At 56.8% G+C, this 16333-nt stretch carries 12 protein-coding genes and 1 tRNA gene; 2 read left to right on the forward strand and 11 right to left on the reverse strand.

From position 1 onward, the window contains the following. Positions 1-81 precede the first annotated feature (81 nt). From purK to ppiB, 4 genes are all read right to left on the reverse strand, one after another. On the reverse strand, positions 82-1149 hold the full coding sequence (purK, locus tag AB7E14_RS00965) for a 5-(carboxyamino)imidazole ribonucleotide synthase (protein ID WP_054176095.1): 1068 nt from the start codon (positions 1147-1149) through the stop codon (positions 82-84). Continuing rightward, positions 1146-1655, reverse strand: coding sequence for a 5-(carboxyamino)imidazole ribonucleotide mutase (gene purE / locus AB7E14_RS00970; protein ID WP_043001520.1), 510 nt, complete (start codon positions 1653-1655; stop codon positions 1146-1148). Before purE ends, purK begins: the two co-directional genes overlap by 4 nt. A 355-nt stretch (positions 1656-2010) precedes the next feature. After that, on the reverse strand, positions 2011-2733 hold the full coding sequence (gene lpxH / locus AB7E14_RS00975) for a UDP-2,3-diacylglucosamine diphosphatase (RefSeq protein WP_044328452.1): 723 nt from the start codon (positions 2731-2733) through the stop codon (positions 2011-2013). Positions 2734-2735: 2 nt separating this feature from the next. Further along, positions 2736-3230 (reverse strand): peptidylprolyl isomerase B, encoded by a 495-nt coding sequence (gene ppiB / locus AB7E14_RS00980; RefSeq protein WP_042324369.1) that lies wholly within the window; start codon positions 3228-3230, stop codon positions 2736-2738. Between the two features lie 174 nt (positions 3231-3404). Here ppiB and cysS point away from each other — a divergent pair, with 174 nt between their 5' ends. Next, complete coding sequence (gene cysS / locus AB7E14_RS00985) at positions 3405-4790, forward strand: cysteine--tRNA ligase (protein ID WP_316961937.1); 1386 nt, start codon at positions 3405-3407, stop codon at positions 4788-4790. 91 nt (positions 4791-4881) lie between these two features. Here the strand turns inward: cysS and AB7E14_RS00990 are convergent, their stop codons facing one another. The 5 genes from AB7E14_RS00990 to folD form a co-directional block, all read right to left on the reverse strand. Further along, positions 4882-5406: a metal-dependent hydrolase gene (locus AB7E14_RS00990; RefSeq protein ID WP_090048804.1), complete on the reverse strand. Its 525-nt coding sequence runs from the start codon at positions 5404-5406 to the stop codon at positions 4882-4884. A 72-nt stretch (positions 5407-5478) separates the two neighbouring features. Continuing rightward, positions 5479-6495, reverse strand: coding sequence for a Mal regulon transcriptional regulator MalI (gene malI / locus AB7E14_RS00995; RefSeq protein WP_044328450.1), 1017 nt, complete (start codon positions 6493-6495; stop codon positions 5479-5481). An 84-nt stretch (positions 6496-6579) separates the two neighbouring features. Next, complete coding sequence (locus tag AB7E14_RS01000) at positions 6580-8079, reverse strand: PTS transporter subunit EIIC (protein WP_043001515.1); 1500 nt, start codon at positions 8077-8079, stop codon at positions 6580-6582. Between the two features lie 250 nt (positions 8080-8329). Then, the gene (ybcJ, locus tag AB7E14_RS01005) at positions 8330-8542 is read right to left on the reverse strand and encodes a ribosome-associated protein YbcJ (protein WP_043001514.1); all 213 of its coding nucleotides are present in this window, start codon (positions 8540-8542) and stop codon (positions 8330-8332) included. 1 nt (position 8543) lies between these two features. Next, on the reverse strand, positions 8544-9410 hold the full coding sequence (gene folD / locus AB7E14_RS01010; protein WP_043001513.1) for a bifunctional methylenetetrahydrofolate dehydrogenase/methenyltetrahydrofolate cyclohydrolase FolD: 867 nt from the start codon (positions 9408-9410) through the stop codon (positions 8544-8546). A gap of 242 nt (positions 9411-9652) precedes the next feature. On the opposite strand from folD, the gene AB7E14_RS01015 reads away from it, so the two are divergent. After that, positions 9653-9729, forward strand: a tRNA-Arg gene (locus tag AB7E14_RS01015). A 156-nt stretch (positions 9730-9885) separates the two neighbouring features. Here AB7E14_RS01015 and hha read toward each other — a convergent pair. Together hha and AB7E14_RS01025 are read right to left on the reverse strand one after the other, a co-directional pair. After that, positions 9886-10095, reverse strand: coding sequence for a hemolysin expression modulator Hha (gene hha, locus AB7E14_RS01020; protein WP_316962007.1), 210 nt, complete (start codon positions 10093-10095; stop codon positions 9886-9888). 101 nt (positions 10096-10196) lie between these two features. Further along, the coding region (locus tag AB7E14_RS01025) for an autotransporter outer membrane beta-barrel domain-containing protein (RefSeq protein WP_428169286.1) at positions 10197-16333 on the reverse strand (6137 nt) is incomplete at its 5' end.

The raw sequence follows: 16333 nt of genomic DNA on the forward strand, positions 1-16333 counted from the left end.
AGACAAACAGCAATGGACGGGATTTTACGCGCGGAACGAGAGGGCGGGGAAGTATAAGTTAAACTTCCCCGCATTTTAGGCTTACTTGAGCTGAGTTTGCGCCCAGAGGATACCGCTGGCGTATTCCGGCGGCAGCAACGGCGCGAGGGCTTCCAGCGTGGCGCTCAGGCGCGCGGTATCGCTGTCGGTCAGATTCAGATGACCCACTTTACGCCCCGGACGCACCTCTTTGTCGTACCAGTGCAGATGCACTAACGGCAGTTTCAGCCAGTCATAGTTCAGATCGCTGCCAATCAGATTCACCATTACCGACGGACTGTCCACTACCGGTGACGGCAGCGGCAGGCCGGTAATCGCCCGCAGATGCAGCTCAAACTGGCTGATGCTGGCGCCGTTTTGCGTCCAGTGACCGCTATTGTGCACGCGCGGGGCCAGTTCGTTGATCAGCAGACCTTCCGGCGTAACAAAGCACTCCATCGCCATCACGCCAACGTAACCCAGCTCCTGCATGATGGCCGAAAGCATGGCTTCGGCCTGTGCCTGTTGCTTCGCGTCGGCTCGAGGGAAGGCGACGCTGGTGCGCAGAATACCGTCCTGATGCAGGTTACGCGTCAGCGGGTAGAACACCGTGCTGCCGTCATGCGCGCGTGCGCCAACGAGCGACACTTCACCCGAGAAATTAATGCCTTGCTCAACAATGCATTCGCCGTAGTTATCGTCAGGCAGTTGATTGGTTTCACTGGCGCGTAAACGCCACTGACCACGACCGTCATAACCACCGACACGACGTTTCACGATCGCCAGTTCGCCTAAACGCTGAAAGACAGCAGGCCATTCGCTTTTGTCGGCCAGCAACTGCCATGGCGCGGTCGCCAGGCCGAGCTTATCGAAAAGCTGTTTTTGCGTCAGGCGATCAGCAATAATTGGGAATACATCACGGTTAACGAAAGCCGGATGACGCGCCAGTTCACGTGTTAACGCGGTTTCCGGCCAGCGCTCGATTTCTGCGGTAATCACGCTTTGCTGAAAAGGCACGGCAGCCGGTTCCGCATCCAGCCCCACCGGCCAGACGGCGATACCCAGCGGTTCACCGGCCTGACGGAGCATCCGGCCTAACTGCCCGTTGCCCAGTACGCAAACCTGTTTCATGCCGCACCTCGCGGATCCGGATTCTCCAGCACCTCATCCGTTTGCGCCTTGCGCCAGTCGTTCAGGCGCTGATGCAATGCCTTATCATGCGTCGCCAGAATCTGCGCCGCCAGCAGCGCCGCGTTAGCCGCGCCCGCTTTACCAATTGCCAGTGTACCGACCGGAATACCGCGCGGCATCTGCACGATTGAGTACAGGCTATCAACGCCGCTCAGCGCCGCGCTTTGTACCGGAACGCCCAATACCGGCACCAGCGTTTTCGCCGCAATCATACCTGGAAGATGGGCAGCGCCACCTGCGCCAGCAATAATTACCTGATAGCCGTTCTCTTCGGCGCTTTCGGCAAAGCTGAACAGTTTATCGGGGGTGCGGTGGGCAGAAACCACTTCTACGTGATGTGGGACATCCAGGATTTCAAAGATTTCGGCGGCGAACTGCATGGTAGCCCAGTCGCTTTTGGACCCCATCACGATGGCGACACGCGCCGGATTATTGCGGGAAGACATGCGTCTGAAAACTCCTGTGGTGCGGGACACGCTGCTTTTGAGGCCACAGAGAATAGCACGATACAACGCCAAGGAAAACGGTTGCGTAGCTGGATTTTAAGGCTTCCTGCGATGTCAAAAGAGATTTCGCTGGAAACGTACCGGTTCTAACAGAAGCGGATCAACCCCCTCTGTGCCCCCTGACAAAAAGGGACTCTGTGGATCATGCTTTTTGAAATTGCTGTTGGCTTGATGTTGATTGTAAGTCGCGTAGCAATATTGACATCCACTCACTGTTGAAAGCGGGTATATCGGTGCGACGGCTGGCACTAATGATCATCGCGAGTATTCCAGTCGATAATGAGGGGGCTTTTTCTCAAAACGGGAAAGCGATCAGTTCCACATCGTCCGGCGTGACTTTAACCATCGATCCTTCCGTATGCCAGGCACCTAACACGACGCGAAAGGCGGGTTCGCCATTAGCCGTGAGCGGGTGGACATCAGGACGGTGAGTATGGCCGTGAATCAACCACTGGACATGATGTTTTTCCATCTCTGCGATAACCGCATGTGGGTTGACGTCCATGATTTCCAGCGATTTGCTGCGGTTAGCGGCTTTACTGTCGGCACGCATTCGGGCAGCCACGCGTTTGCGAATACACAGCGGCAGGGCGAGGAACAGCGTTTGCAGCCAGCGTTGATGGACTTTTGCGCGAAATGCCTGATAACCCGCGTCATCGGTGCACAGCGTATCGCCGTGCAGGATAAGCACCCGGCGACCGTACAGATTGAGTACTTTTTCCTCGGGGAGCAACGTCATGCCGCTTTCGCAGGCGAAGCGTTTGCCAATCAGGAAGTCACGATTACCGTGGATGAAGAAACAGGGGACGCCGGAATCAACAACCGCTTTAATGGCGGTGGCGATTTCACGATGTAACGGGTTGGGATCGTCATCGCCAATCCACGCTTCGAACAGGTCGCCCAGGATATACAGGGCGTCAGCCTGACGGGCTTCACCCGCTAAAAAACGCAGAAAACCGGCGGTGATCGCCGGTTCTTCCGTGCAGAGATGAAGATCTGCAATAAACAGTGTCGTCACGATTACTCGCTGACGGTCACGTTTTCGATAATGACGTCTTCTTTCGGTACGTCCTGGTGCATGCCGCTGCGACCGGTAGAAACGCCCTTGATTTTGTCAACCACGTCCATCCCTTCAACCACTTCCGCAAAGACGCAGTAGCCCCAGCCCTGCATGCTTTCGGCGGAGAAGTTCAGGAAGTCGTTGTCGGCAACGTTGATGAAGAACTGCGCCGTTGCGGAGTGCGGAGCCTGAGTACGCGCCATTGCCAGCGTACCACGGGTGTTTTTCAGACCGTTGTTGGCTTCGTTTTTGATAGCGTCTTTGGTGGCTTTCTGTTTCATGCCAGGCTCAAAACCGCCGCCCTGAATCATAAAACCATTGATCACACGGTGGAAAATGGTGTTGTTATAAAAACCTTCGCGGCAGTAGTCCAGGAAGTTTTTAACTGTTTCAGGCGCTTTATCATCAAACGTTTTGATTACGATATCGCCGTGATTAGTGTGGAAAGTAACCATTTTTGCATCCTGTTCCGATATAGTAGTGCTTTAACCCAACTAAGGGTCAGAGTTAGGGAGGTGTTATAGCATAACCGCACGCTGCGATCACCTCGCAAAGTGTGCTGCTTCCCGTCCGAATTATGGGTATTATACAGACTTTGTTATCCACACACGTCTTACACGGAATCTTCGATGTTAAAAATCTTTAATACACTGACGCGCCAAAAAGAGGAATTCAAACCCATTCATGCCGGGGAAGTCGGCATGTACGTGTGTGGTATTACCGTTTACGATCTCTGTCATATTGGTCATGGCCGTACGTTTGTGGCGTTTGACGTGGTGGCGCGCTATCTGCGCTTTCTGGGCTACAAGCTGAAGTACGTGCGTAACATCACCGATATTGACGATAAAATTATTAAACGCGCAAATGTAAATGGCGAAAGCTTTGTCGCGCTGGTGGATCGTATGATCGCCGAAATGCACAACGACTTTGATGCGCTAAATATTCTGCGTCCGGACCTGGAGCCGCGCGCGACTCACCATATCGCTGAAATCATTGAAATCACTGAACAGCTGATTGCCAAAGGTCACGCCTATGTGGCGGACAATGGCGACGTGATGTTCGATGTCCCGACCGACCCAAACTACGGTCAATTGTCGCGCCAGGATCTGGACCAACTGCAGGCCGGCGCGCGCGTGGATGTGGTCGATGTGAAACGTAACCCGATGGACTTCGTGCTGTGGAAAATGTCCAAAGAGGGCGAGCCGAGCTGGTCGTCACCGTGGGGCGCAGGCCGTCCTGGCTGGCATATTGAATGTTCCGCGATGAACTGCAAACAGCTGGGTAATCACTTTGATATCCATGGCGGCGGTTCTGATCTGATGTTCCCGCACCACGAAAACGAAATTGCCCAGTCCACCTGTGCGCATGACGGTGAGTACGTGAACTACTGGATGCACTCCGGGATGGTGATGGTTGACCGCGAAAAGATGTCCAAATCGCTGGGTAACTTCTTTACCGTACGCGACGTGCTGAAGTATTACGACGCGGAAACCGTGCGCTACTTCCTGATGTCTGGCCACTATCGTAGCCAGTTGAACTACAGTGAAGAGAACCTGAAGCAGGCGCGTTCTGCGCTGGAGCGCTTGTACACCGCGCTGCGCGGGACGGATACGTCGGTCGCGCCAGCCGGTGGCGAGGCGTTTGAAGCGCGCTTTGTTGAGGCGATGAATGACGATTTCAACACCCCGGAAGCCTACTCCGTACTGTTCGACATGGCGCGTGAAGTGAACCGTCTGAAGAGTGAAGATATGGCCGCCGCGAATGCGATGGCCTCTCATCTGCGTAAGATTTCTGGCGTGCTGGGACTGCTGGAGCAGGATCCGGAAGCGTTTCTGCAAAGCGGTGCGCAGGCGGATGACGGTGAAGTTGCGGAAATTGAAGCGCTGATTCAACAGCGCCTGGATGCCCGTAAAGCCAAAGACTGGGCGGCGGCGGATGCGGCGCGTGACCGTCTGAACGAAATGGGCATCGTGCTGGAAGATGGCCCGCAGGGGACGACCTGGCGTCGTAAGTAGCGTTCTTGCCGGATGGCGGCTAAGGCCTTATCCGGCCGACAACATACCTGAGCCGTGCCGGATAAAACGCTTTGCGTCGTTATCCGGCAATTCAATGCTTCCGGTACCACCACAGCATCCCCATCAGCAGTACACCCGGCAACCACACCCACAGTAACTCGGACATAATCACCTGATGCCCATACGGCGTGGTGTAGCGCGACAGGGCAAACGGCGCGACTTTTATCACCTGCCATGGTGCGAAAAAGCGCTCGTCCGACCACGGCCACAGCCAGCCAACTCCTTTGCCGCCGGTAGTGATTGCGTCCAGCAGACTGTGCGACAGCAGCGAAACCGTCAAAAACAACCAGCAGCGCATTAACCCGGCTTTAAACCATCGCCGCCCCATCCACACGCAGAGCAGCGGAACCACCAACGCAAACAGCAGCGAATGGGTAAACCCTCGGTGTCCGAACACGTTCCCGTAGGACACGCCGAGTTTGAATGAAAGGACGTCGGCATCCGGTAGCATTGCCAGCGCGATCCCGGCAAACAGTAAACGTGGAGGAATGACTTTCAGTCCCAGACCCAGCCCAAGGCAAATCGGGACGGCGGCGTGCGTGATAACGGTAGGCATTGTCATTATCCCTGGCAAATCATAGCAATATAGCAGTGGCAAGCGGGGAGAGGAGGCGGGTGAATTCCGAATTTACGCCGATTCGCGCACGACCAGTTGACCGGAAAGGGTAATGCGCTGGATTTGTAGCGCCGGCTCTTTCAGTTTGCGCATCATAAGGACTGCCGCCTGGCGTCCGGTCTCTTCACTGGCGGATGAAACATAGGTCAATGACGGCGAGGTCAGATTCACGTGGAGCATGTCTTCGAACCCAATCAGGGCAACCTGTTGCGTGAGGAAAACATCTTTCCCGACCGTGCGCCCAACCTGATGAATGCCGGAGAACGAGCCAATCATCGCGGCGGGAGAATGGCAAAGCAGGGCGGTGAAGGTGTTGTTTTTTTCCAGTAACTGGCGCGTGGCGAGCCCCGCCGCCTGAGTGTCGTCACTACAGGCTGGTGCGGACTCTTCGCGATACACCAGGCCGTTCTGCGTCATCGCGCTGCGAAAACCCAGCAGTCGTTGCTCACGAATGTGGCAGCCTTCCTGACCGCCGATATAGGCGATATTACGGTGCCCGCGCTCAATGAGGTAGCGGGTCGCCAGATTCGCGGCCTGGCGATTATCGCGCATCACCAGATCGCATTTGTCTTCCAGTAGCGACTGAGACACCACCACCAGCGGTAGCGGGCAGTGGCGGATTTTCTCTGGCAATGTTGAGGCGCGATTATCAGAGGCGAGGTAAATCACCCCGGCGACGCCCTGCTGCTTAAACGACAGCAGACAGCGCTCCAGGTGATCGCCATCGTTAAGCGGTTGGCCGAGAAAAACCATAAAACCGTTTTTTTCCAGTTCCTGAACAATGCTTGCCATTACCTTGATGGAAAAGCTGTCGCTAAAATCGCGCAGGATCAGGCCGATCAAATTAGAGGTGTTAGCGCGAAGATTCGCCGCGGCGATGTTATGGACATAGCCAAGCGTATTGATGGCGGCATGAACCTTCTCAATGGTTGCCTCTGAGATTTTCCCTTTCTGGCGTAGCACCAGCGAAACGGTTGAGACCGAAACGCCCGCCTGCTTTGCCACATCAATAATGCTGACTTTCTTCAAAATCGCTCCCTGAAAATTACCGGTTATCAGCCTGATACAACAACGTCTCCCAGCGTACAGGAGACGTGTCACTCAGACATCTTATTATTTGCCGATCATCGTGGACATGGTCTGGGCGATAAACTGTGCTCTGGCACCGAAAATCACCTGGATACCGTTGTCGCCGACAAAGACCACGCCGCGAGCACCGAGGCCGTTGAGACCGTCTTTATCGACCACGTCACTTTTCGCCACTTCCAGACGCAGACGGGTGATGCAGGAGCCGACGGAGTCGATATTCTGCGCACCGCCCAGCAGGCCGATGATTTCAGTGGCAATTTCCGTATCCGTCTTGTCGTTGGCATTGGCGGTCACTTCGGTTCGACCTGGCGTTTTGATATCGAAACGGCGAATGACAAAGCGGAAGGTAAAGTAGTAAATCAGCGCCATCGGCACACCGATGATAATGGCGTTCAGGAAGTTGGTCTGATAACCATTGAAGGACGGCAGAATGCCAAACGACAGGTAGTCGATGAAACCGGCGGAGAACGATTTGGCAATATGCGCATGCAGCAGGTACATGGTCATATAGGCCAGACCCGCCATCACGGCGTTGAAGACGTACAGAATCGGTGCCACGAAGATAAAGGTGAACTCAACCGGCTCGGTGATCCCTGTCAGGAAGCAGGTGAGCGCCGCCGAGAACAGAATACCGGCGGCAATTTTCTTATTCTTCGTGTGTGCTTCGTGATACATCGCCAGACATGCCGCAGGCAGCGCGAACAGCATCAGCGGGAACTCGCCCTGCATAAACTTACCGGCGTTTTGATAGGTATCGCTACTGAAGGATTTGACCCCTTCCTCCAGCATTTTGAACCAGATGGTCTGATCGCCGTGGATCACCTGGCCGGCCTGAGTGGTGTAATCCCCAAAGGAATACCAGAAAGAGGGATACCAGATGTGATGTAAACCGAGCGGGATCAGCGCGCGTTCAACCAGGCCAAAGATAAAGGTTGAGACCGCCTGATTATCGCCGTTAACCACCACCGAGAGCGCATCGATACCGGACTGAATATGTTGCCAGACGTAGGGCAGCAGCAGACCGAGCACGAAGGAGAGAAACGCGGTGGCGATGGCCACAAAACGTTTACCGGAGAAGAAACCGAGGAATTCCGGCAACTGCATGGTGTGAAAGCGGTTGTAACACCAGGCGGCGAGAATACCGCAGATCAGACCGCCAAAGACGCCCATCTGCAGGGTCGGGATTCCGACCACCATCGCGTATTTGCCGCCCTGGGAGGCCATCTCCGGCGTGATGCTCAGCACCGTACTGATGGTGATATTGGTGACAAACACGGAGACCGCCGCCGACAGCGCGGCAATACCCGATTCTGAAGCGAGACCGACGGCAGAGCCGATAGCAAACAACATCGGCAGGTTATCAAAGATAACGCCGCCTGCGTTCATCATCAGCGGCAGATGGAATTTATCCCCGAAGGCCAGCAGCAGGCCCGCAGCAGGAAGTAGTGAAATTGGCAGCATTAAAGCGCGACCAATCATTGATAATTTAGACAACGATTTAACAAACCCTGATATCAGACTCATGCTGATTCCCCCGAGTAGCGTTTTTATTGACGCTGTTATTGTAAGTAGAACGTTATAGTAGAACGTTCTACTTATCGTGATGAAGGCGTGGATTTTGCGCAACTGAAATTTCACGCTGCATCAAATGAAATCGCGATTCTTTGAAGTTGATCGATAATTAACCGCTATGGTCGTAGGGTGATAGGGGAGGAGAAGGGGAGCCTCAACCCGACATCTCCGAAGGAGAGAGCGGGTTGAGGTGTCAGAGCGCTCAGGCTGTTACGGTGATGGTCTGTCCGGCAAAACTCACGGTTTGGCCGGCCACGATTTTACAGCGCTTGCGGGTTTCTACCGCGCCGTCAACTTTTACCTGACCTTCGGCAATCGCCATTTTCGCCTGGGCGCCGCTTTCACTCCAGCCTTCCAGTTTTAGCAAATCGCACAGTTCAACGTGAGGATGCTTGCCTAAAGAAAAGGTTGCCATATTAATTGTCCTGAGGATCGTGATATTCAACGCACGCCTGTAGCGTGTTTTCGATAAGTGTGGCCACCGTCATTGGCCCCACGCCGCCCGGTACGGGCGTAATGTACGAGGCACGTGCTGCAGCGTCTTCAAATACCACGTCGCCGACGACTTTGCCATTTTCCAGACGGTTGATGCCGACATCCACCACGATAGCGCCTTCTTTGATCCACTCACCTGGAATAAAGCCCGGTTTCCCGACGGCAACGATCAGCAGATCGGCATGCTCAACGTGATGACGCAGATTTTTGGTGAAGCGGTGGGTCACCGTAGTGGTGCAACCGGCCAGTAGCAGTTCCATACTCATGGGACGACCCACGATGTTAGAGGCACCGATCACGACCGCATTCAGACCATAGAGATCGATGTTGTAACGTTCGAGCAGGGTGACAATCCCGCGCGGCGTGCAGGGGCGCAAACGCGGGGCGCGCTGGCACAGGCGACCGACGTTGTAAGGATGGAAACCGTCCACGTCTTTATCCGGATCAATTCGTTCCAGCACTTTGACATTATCGATGCCTGCCGGAAGTGGCAACTGCACCAGAATACCGTCGATAGTGTTGTCGGCGTTGAGCGTATCAATCAGCTCAAGCAGTTCCGCCTCGCTGGTGGTTTCCGGCAGGTCATACGAGCGGGAGACGAATCCCACTTCGTCACAGGCTTTACGCTTGCTTGCCACATAAATCTGCGAAGCCGGGTTGCTGCCTACCAGCACTACCGCCAGGCCAGGAGCTCGACGCCCGGCCTCAATACGCGCCTGAACTTTTTGAGCAACCTCAGAGCGCACCTGCTGCGCAATCGTTTTACCGTCAATAATCTTTGCTGCCATCAGAGAGAGGATTCCATCTGTTACTTCACGTCAAAGGGGATGGCGCTATTTTGTCAGAAGTGAAGGCGGTTGTCAGTTACCGCTTACTATTGGCGTTGTTTTAGAGGGTTATCTGAAGGGGATTTGCCCTGCAAACAGACGGGATGCTCATAACTCAAGCAGTTGAGAGGAAAGCCATTGACCGCTAAGGTTGTGAACGTATAATACCGACCAGTTTTGTATCACCCGCATTGCTGTTCAATGCTCCCTTAGCTCAGCTGGATAGAGCAACGGCCTTCTAAGCCGTCGGTCACAGGTTCGAATCCTGTAGGGGGCGCCATTTCGAAGTCAATACACCTCTACTGAATTCGCTTTTTATCCGTTATATTCCCTGAAATGAGAAAAACTCTCTATCGGTGTTTACCTGATATATCTCTGGATGAGGCTCGCTTGAAACGAGAGGACGCCCGGAAGATATAAAAAGACCACCTCTTTTTTAACGAACCAGCGACCATACGGCTGCCGGCACTTTATCATACAGGGTGTTCGTTATTATCTCCGCCAGTCGATGGTCGGCTGCTGCGTAAAAATTCACCAGTTCATCTTCTGCCAGTTCATCGTTATTTTTTCCGATGACTTTATCCAGCGTTGCCTGACAGGTACATTTCCTTAACTGGAAAAGCCATTCCTGCTTTGTTTTTGACATCATCTCTCTTCCTGATAAATGCATATTCCTGATTACGGCTCCGGTGATTTCACGAAAAACGGAGCCGGGTTTCCCGGCTCCGCCTATTTCAGACACATGACTTACCAGCTGTATTTTACCCCCACCATGCCCTGGGTATCACTGTAGCCTTTATCGCCCATCTGCACACCCACGTTGCCCCACACGCTCAGATGGTCGTTCAGCTTGCCTTCCACCCCGGTGCGGACTTCGCCCAGATTACGCGCGCCATCGCGGCTGACTTTTGTCCCGTCCATCTTCACGCCCCAGGTTTCCGTATTGTGGATCCAGTTCACTTCCACGAATGGCTGGAAGGTACGCTGTTTACCGTCATCCATTTTGTGGTGACTGCTCAGATACGTTCTCACCCCGAGGCGAGTCTGAATATTGCCGTCGCCCTGCGTTTCGATGCGGGTTCCGTCTTTACGGCGATGCGCATCATCTTTCACGCCCATCCAGGTGACCTGCGCCTGCGGCTGCACATACCAGGTGTTCAGTGTGCCCTCGCTGCCGTAAAACTCTCCGGCTTTCAGGGTATAACCCGCTTCGACGGATGCGGTCAGACCTTTCGATTTGTAGCTGTCGCTGTCCCGGTGGTCTGATTCCACGCTGCTGTCAAACCAGTTGTACAGCATCCAACTGTCCACATACATGCCGGTTTTGTCCGCATCGTTCTGGTACCAGGTGCCGTACAGACCGGCGCTGTAGCCGCTGACGCGTCCGTCAGAGCCGTAGCCAACACGGTCGCTGCGGGTGTTGCTGTGCTCGTTCGCATAGCCGCCCATCACGCCCAGGTGCCAGCGGTCCAGTCCGTCAGAACTCCACTGCGCGATGTCGCCACCAATCTGCAGCACATAGCGGTTGCTCTGTGTTTGCAGCTGGCCGTCACCGGAAGATGAACGTTCGTGACCGCCGACGTGGCGCATCCACATGCTGCTGACGTTCTCCTCACCGTTATACAGCGCATCGGTGTACTGCGGTTCACCGAGACGGTCGTGCAGGCGGTGGTGAAACAGCGTGTTGGCTGCCGCGATATTGCTGATATAGCTGCCGGCTTCCGGGCGCAGCGCGTCCGGGGCGGTCGGATCGACTACCGGTGGTGTCGGTTCCGACGGGTCAACGTCAATCGGATCTGGCTCATCCTGCGGCGGTGTGCTGTCTTTCCATTTACTGGTCAGGTACCAGTTCTTCGCCGCTGCTCCGGCCCCTTTCGCCAGGGTATAGACGTAGGCCCCGGCTTCCACGGTCCCGGTGGTCAGGGCGAAGCTCCCCGCTGAGTTGCCGTCGACCTGGATGACCTCGATACCGTTCACCGTCTGTGCACCGGTCCCGCCGGTATTGGTCACGCTGACACGGGTATTGCCAGCCGTGTCGCCCTCTACCGTCAGTTTGTCCGTCACTGAGCTGTCATCGCCAAGTACGGTGTTGAGCGCCAGCAGACCGTTGTTCCCGGTGTAGTTGCCGTTCACCGTCAGGGTGTTACCCGGCGTTCCGTCTTCACGGGTCAGCAGGACTGAGCCGCTGTTGGTCAGGCTGCCGCCGACCAGAAAATCGGTCATCTGCATGGTACCGCCCTGCATGACGTTCACATCCCCGGCGGTGCTGCCGTAACCGGTGAAGGTGCCTCCGTTGTGCACGTTCACCAGACCACTCGCCATATCCACGGCGGAGTCCGCGTCACTGCCCAGCGCCAGTTCACCGGCGTTAATGCCGGTGGTGCCGGTGTACGCCGCAGCGTCCTGTGTTAGGGTCAGGGTGCCGGTACCGGCTTTGGTCAGGTCACCGCTGCCGCTGACACTGTTACTGAGTGTCCAGTCGCTGCCGGTGTTCACGGTCAGCAGACCGTTATCGTTGACGGATGCGGTACCGAGGTGGTTCTGTTTGTTGACGGTCAGGTTGCTGCCGTCATCAATGTTAAACAGGCCGCTGAAGCCGCTGTTGTCACCGGTGACGGCGGCGTTTGTGGTGTTAGTCGCGTCAACATGACCAGTACCGCTGATATTATTTGCCAGTGTGCCGGTCGCACCGTCCAGCGTCAGGATACCTTCATCGGCAATATCACCGGTACCTGCGCCTTTCGCGTTGTTAATGACCACTTCGGCACCGCTGCTGATGGTGGTGGTGGCGCTCAGGCCGCTGTTGGCACCGTCGATGGACAGCACGCCGCCGTCTACGTTCAGCTTACCGCTGCCGGTCAGGCTGCCGTTGCTGTAACCACCGTTTGCCAGGCTCAGCGAGCCGCCGTTCACGTCGAGGACGGAATTAACATCGCTTGCCAGCTGACCTGCCATCTGCACAGTGCCGTTAAGGTCTGCTTTCGCGTCACTGTGAATCGCCAGCATCGCCGTATCGCCCAGTGCGCCGTCCACGTCGGTACGCAGGGTGCCGCCCACCACGGTGGTGCTGCCGGTGTAATCGTTGCTGCTGTTCGACAGCGACAGCACGTCGCTATCGGTGGTGCTGACAGCCAGATTACCGCTGCCGGTGATGCGGGCGGACTGGTCTGCCGCCGCGCCGGTGGCCCCCGGTGTTCCGACAAGGGTCAGGGTCTGGTCCTGCAGCAACTCAAGCTCTGTCAGGCCGTAGTTCACGTACAGGCCGTCACCTGGTGCGGTGGTCAGGCGGTAATCGTAGGTACCTTTCGCCACGGTGTTCCCGCCCTGGGCAATATCGACCTGCATCGCAGCCGGGATGTCGAGGCCGTACTGGTCAACCAGGTCCAGGTTACCCCCGCTGCCGGTGACGTACGCGGCGCTGACCAGTTGTACACCAACGTTGGCGTCATCCTGGGTCATCAGGGACGAGGTGGTGTCCGTTGCTATTTCCGGCATATACGGGTCGGGAATGTTCACCTGAACCGCGCCCGTGCCTGAGGCATCCAGCGTGTTCACCGTCACATGGCTGGCGGCCACGATGTCATGCGGCGCGGTGGCGTTAAAGGCCATATAGCCGCCCTCAAAACTGAGCCCGCCAATCGCCTGTTCACCGTTACCCACCGTGGTGAAGCTGCCGGTATTCACGTTCAGGGTGGCATTCGTCATGGCCGTGGTGTTCACACCGTCAAGCGACAGGGTCGCATTGCTCAGGTCCACGGTCCCGGCGAAGGCGCTGCCGGTGGTGGTGGCAAAATCAAATACCGCCCCGCTGGCATTTACCGCCATGGTCCCGGTGCCGGTTAGTTTATTGGTGAAGGTACGGGCAGCCGGACTGTTCACCGCCAGAACCGAGGTGGCATCAATATCAAACGCCGCGCCGCCTGCCGGTTTACCGCCCAGCGCGTAGCCACTGTTCAGTGTGAACAGGGACGCCTCACGCAGGTTCACCTGGTTGTAGTTGTTGATTCGCGCACCGGTGCCGTCCATGGTGAAACCTTCGGTCACCCCTTTAAAGGCCACCGTGGCGTTACCACTGCCGCCGTAAAGGGCGTTAAAGGTGTTGCCGTTGCCCAGTACGGTGACCGTATCCACACCCGCAGAGCCGCTGACGGTGTTCACATCCGCGCCGTTTGTCAGCAGGACGGTGTTGGTGCCGCTGCCGTTGAGCGCAATGTTGCCGCCCACGATACCGTCGTCCACCGTCACCGCGTTATTGCCGCTGCTTGTGGTGATGTTGTTACTGACGGTGCCGGTGTTGTTCACCGTGGCATTCGCCCCGTTCATCACCACGTCACCGTTAATCAGCCCGGCGTTGTTCATCGTGGCATTTGCCGCACTCATCGCCAGCGTCGGTGTGCCGGCGGCGGAGGCGGTAATCACCCCGGTGTCCGCGTTGGTGAAGGTGGTGGCATTCGCCGTATCAACCGTGGAGGTCGTGGCACTGGCCGATTCCAGTATGCCGCGGTTGGTGGCAGACGTGACGCCGCTGCCCAGTTTCAGGGCAGGGCCGCCCGCCGCGTTGCCCACAGTGACGTACGCCGCCGTGTCCACAGTGCCGGTGGTGTTGGCATAAATGCCGGTACCGCCCGCGCCGGTGACGTTAATGGTCAGGCCGGAGGAGCCGGACAGGTCGAGGTTACCGGTGGTGGCGCTGCCGTCGGCATTTTCGAACGCAATCCCCTCACCGTTACCGCTGACGGTGATGAGACCGCTGTTGGTTTTGTCGATGGTCACCGAGGTACGCACCCCGGCACCGTTCGCCACGTCAATGGTGGTGTTCGTCAGTTGCAGGTCGGTCAGGTTCGCGGCGTTCTCAATACCGTTCCCCGTGGCGCCTGCCGCGTTAACGATGATGTGTGCCCCGTTCACATCAAGCCCGGTGGCACCGGTGCTTACCAGCACACCATCAGCCGTGCCGCGGGCTTCAACCGTGCCCACGCCGCTGCCGACCAGGTTCAGCGCCCCGGCGGCCAGCTCAATGGCGGCGTTACCGTTGGTGGCCAGCACGGTTCCGCTGTTGGTGATGGTGGAGCTCTGCCCCTGGTCACCGGCCCCGACATACAGGGCGGTGCCGTTCGCGGTGATATTGCCGCTGTTACCGACTTCACCGCCCAGTACTTTCACCGCCGTTGATCCGGTACCGGTGAGGACAATGTCGCCGCTGTTATCAAGGGTACCGCTGTTCTGCGCGGTAAAGGCAGTGGCACCGTTGACCGAAGAGGTGATGGTGGCCGCGTTGTTCAGTACTGCCCCACTGTTGGTGGAAATCAGCGAACCGTCAGAACCGTAGGTGTTGCCGTCCACAATCCCGGCGCGTGCGCCGGTGCCGGTCAGGGCAAGCGAGGCACCGCTTTCGATGTCAATGGTGGCCTCGCCGGAGGCAATCACCCCCGTGGCGCCTGCGCCGCTGATATCCAGCGCACTGCCGCTGCCGATCGTGGCGTGGGTTCCGGGGCCGGTGGCATAGAGCGCCGTCGCTTCCTGGCCGCTGGCCGCCACCTGGATATCGCCGTCCATTGTCGCCCCATCTTCGAGACGGAACAGGGTGGAACGCGTTCCGGATGCATCCAGGATGGTACTGGCCGGTACATCAGTATTAATGGTGGAGCCAGCACCGGAAATGGCAAACAGGATCTGGTCGGTGGCCGACTCAGAGAAGTCCGGCGTGGCGGTGCCGGACAGGTTCACCGTCGCCCCGTCAGAGGCGCGGACCCCGATGGCGCCGTCGCCGTTGAGGGTCACGGTGCCGCCGGTCATATTCACGGTGGTTTGTGCGCCGCTGGCACGGATGCCGGTGGTACGGTTTGCTACATCGCCGCCGTTAAGCACAATATTGCCCGAGTTGTTGACCACGGTGGTGTGGGTGCCGGTTGCATCCTGCGCCACGATCGCGGTACCGCCTGCATTGACGGTGATGCTACCGGTATTCCCCCCACGGGCACCGGCTTCAATCAGCAGACCGGTGGTGTCTTCGCCGGTAAAGGTAATGTTGCCTGCGTTACTGATTTCGGCACCATTACGGGCAATGAACCCGGTCACCGCATCCAGCGCCGAGTTCAGTGCCGCTTCGGTGACAAGAATAGTCCCTGTACCAAATCCTGCCGCCCCGGCTGCCAGTGCCGCGTTCGCCAGCACACCTGCTACAGGCGTGCCCTGCGCATTACCGTTGATGTCATAGCCCTGGCCGTCAACAATCCCCGCCACCGCGCCGGTGGCCGTCATGTTGATAGTGGCGTTTGAGGTGATTTTGCCCTGCGCACCGCCCTGAACCAGCACGCCAGTGGAGTCTTCCCCGGAGAGGTTGAGGGTCATACCGCCGGAATTAAAGGCAGACACATTGCCGCTGGTCGCGTCTTTACCATTGGCAACAATCGTGGTTGACCCCTGACCAGAGGCAGTCAGTTCCGAGGCTGCACCCGCACCACCGGTAAAGTCAGCCCCGCCGTCCACGCGGAACAGCACGGAATCCTGCGTACTCACATCCTGTGCACCAGTGCCGTTATTGATGATTGAGGCAGTGGGGCCGTAGACATAATAGCCGAGCTGGTTAGTGCCACCGGCAAAGTTAATCTCTCCACTGCCGGATAACGTAACAGAACCACCATCACGGGCATGAACGCCTATTGCGCCGTCACCACTCATATTGACCTGGCCAGAAATATCGACCTGTGAACCGCTACCTTCTGACCAGACGCCATAGTTGCGCAGGCCGGTCGAGGTATCTGCTCCGCCAGCAATGTTAATATCGCCTGATAAAGATGCTTTGCCGCCAGTAAGCGCTTTAATACCGGTATTATTTACACCGTTAAGATTGATAGCACCTGAGCTGGCTACGGTGCCCACGG

This window comes from Citrobacter sp. (assembly GCF_050252275.1).
GTDB classification, from domain to species: Bacteria; Pseudomonadota; Gammaproteobacteria; order Enterobacterales; family Enterobacteriaceae; genus Citrobacter_A; species Citrobacter_A amalonaticus.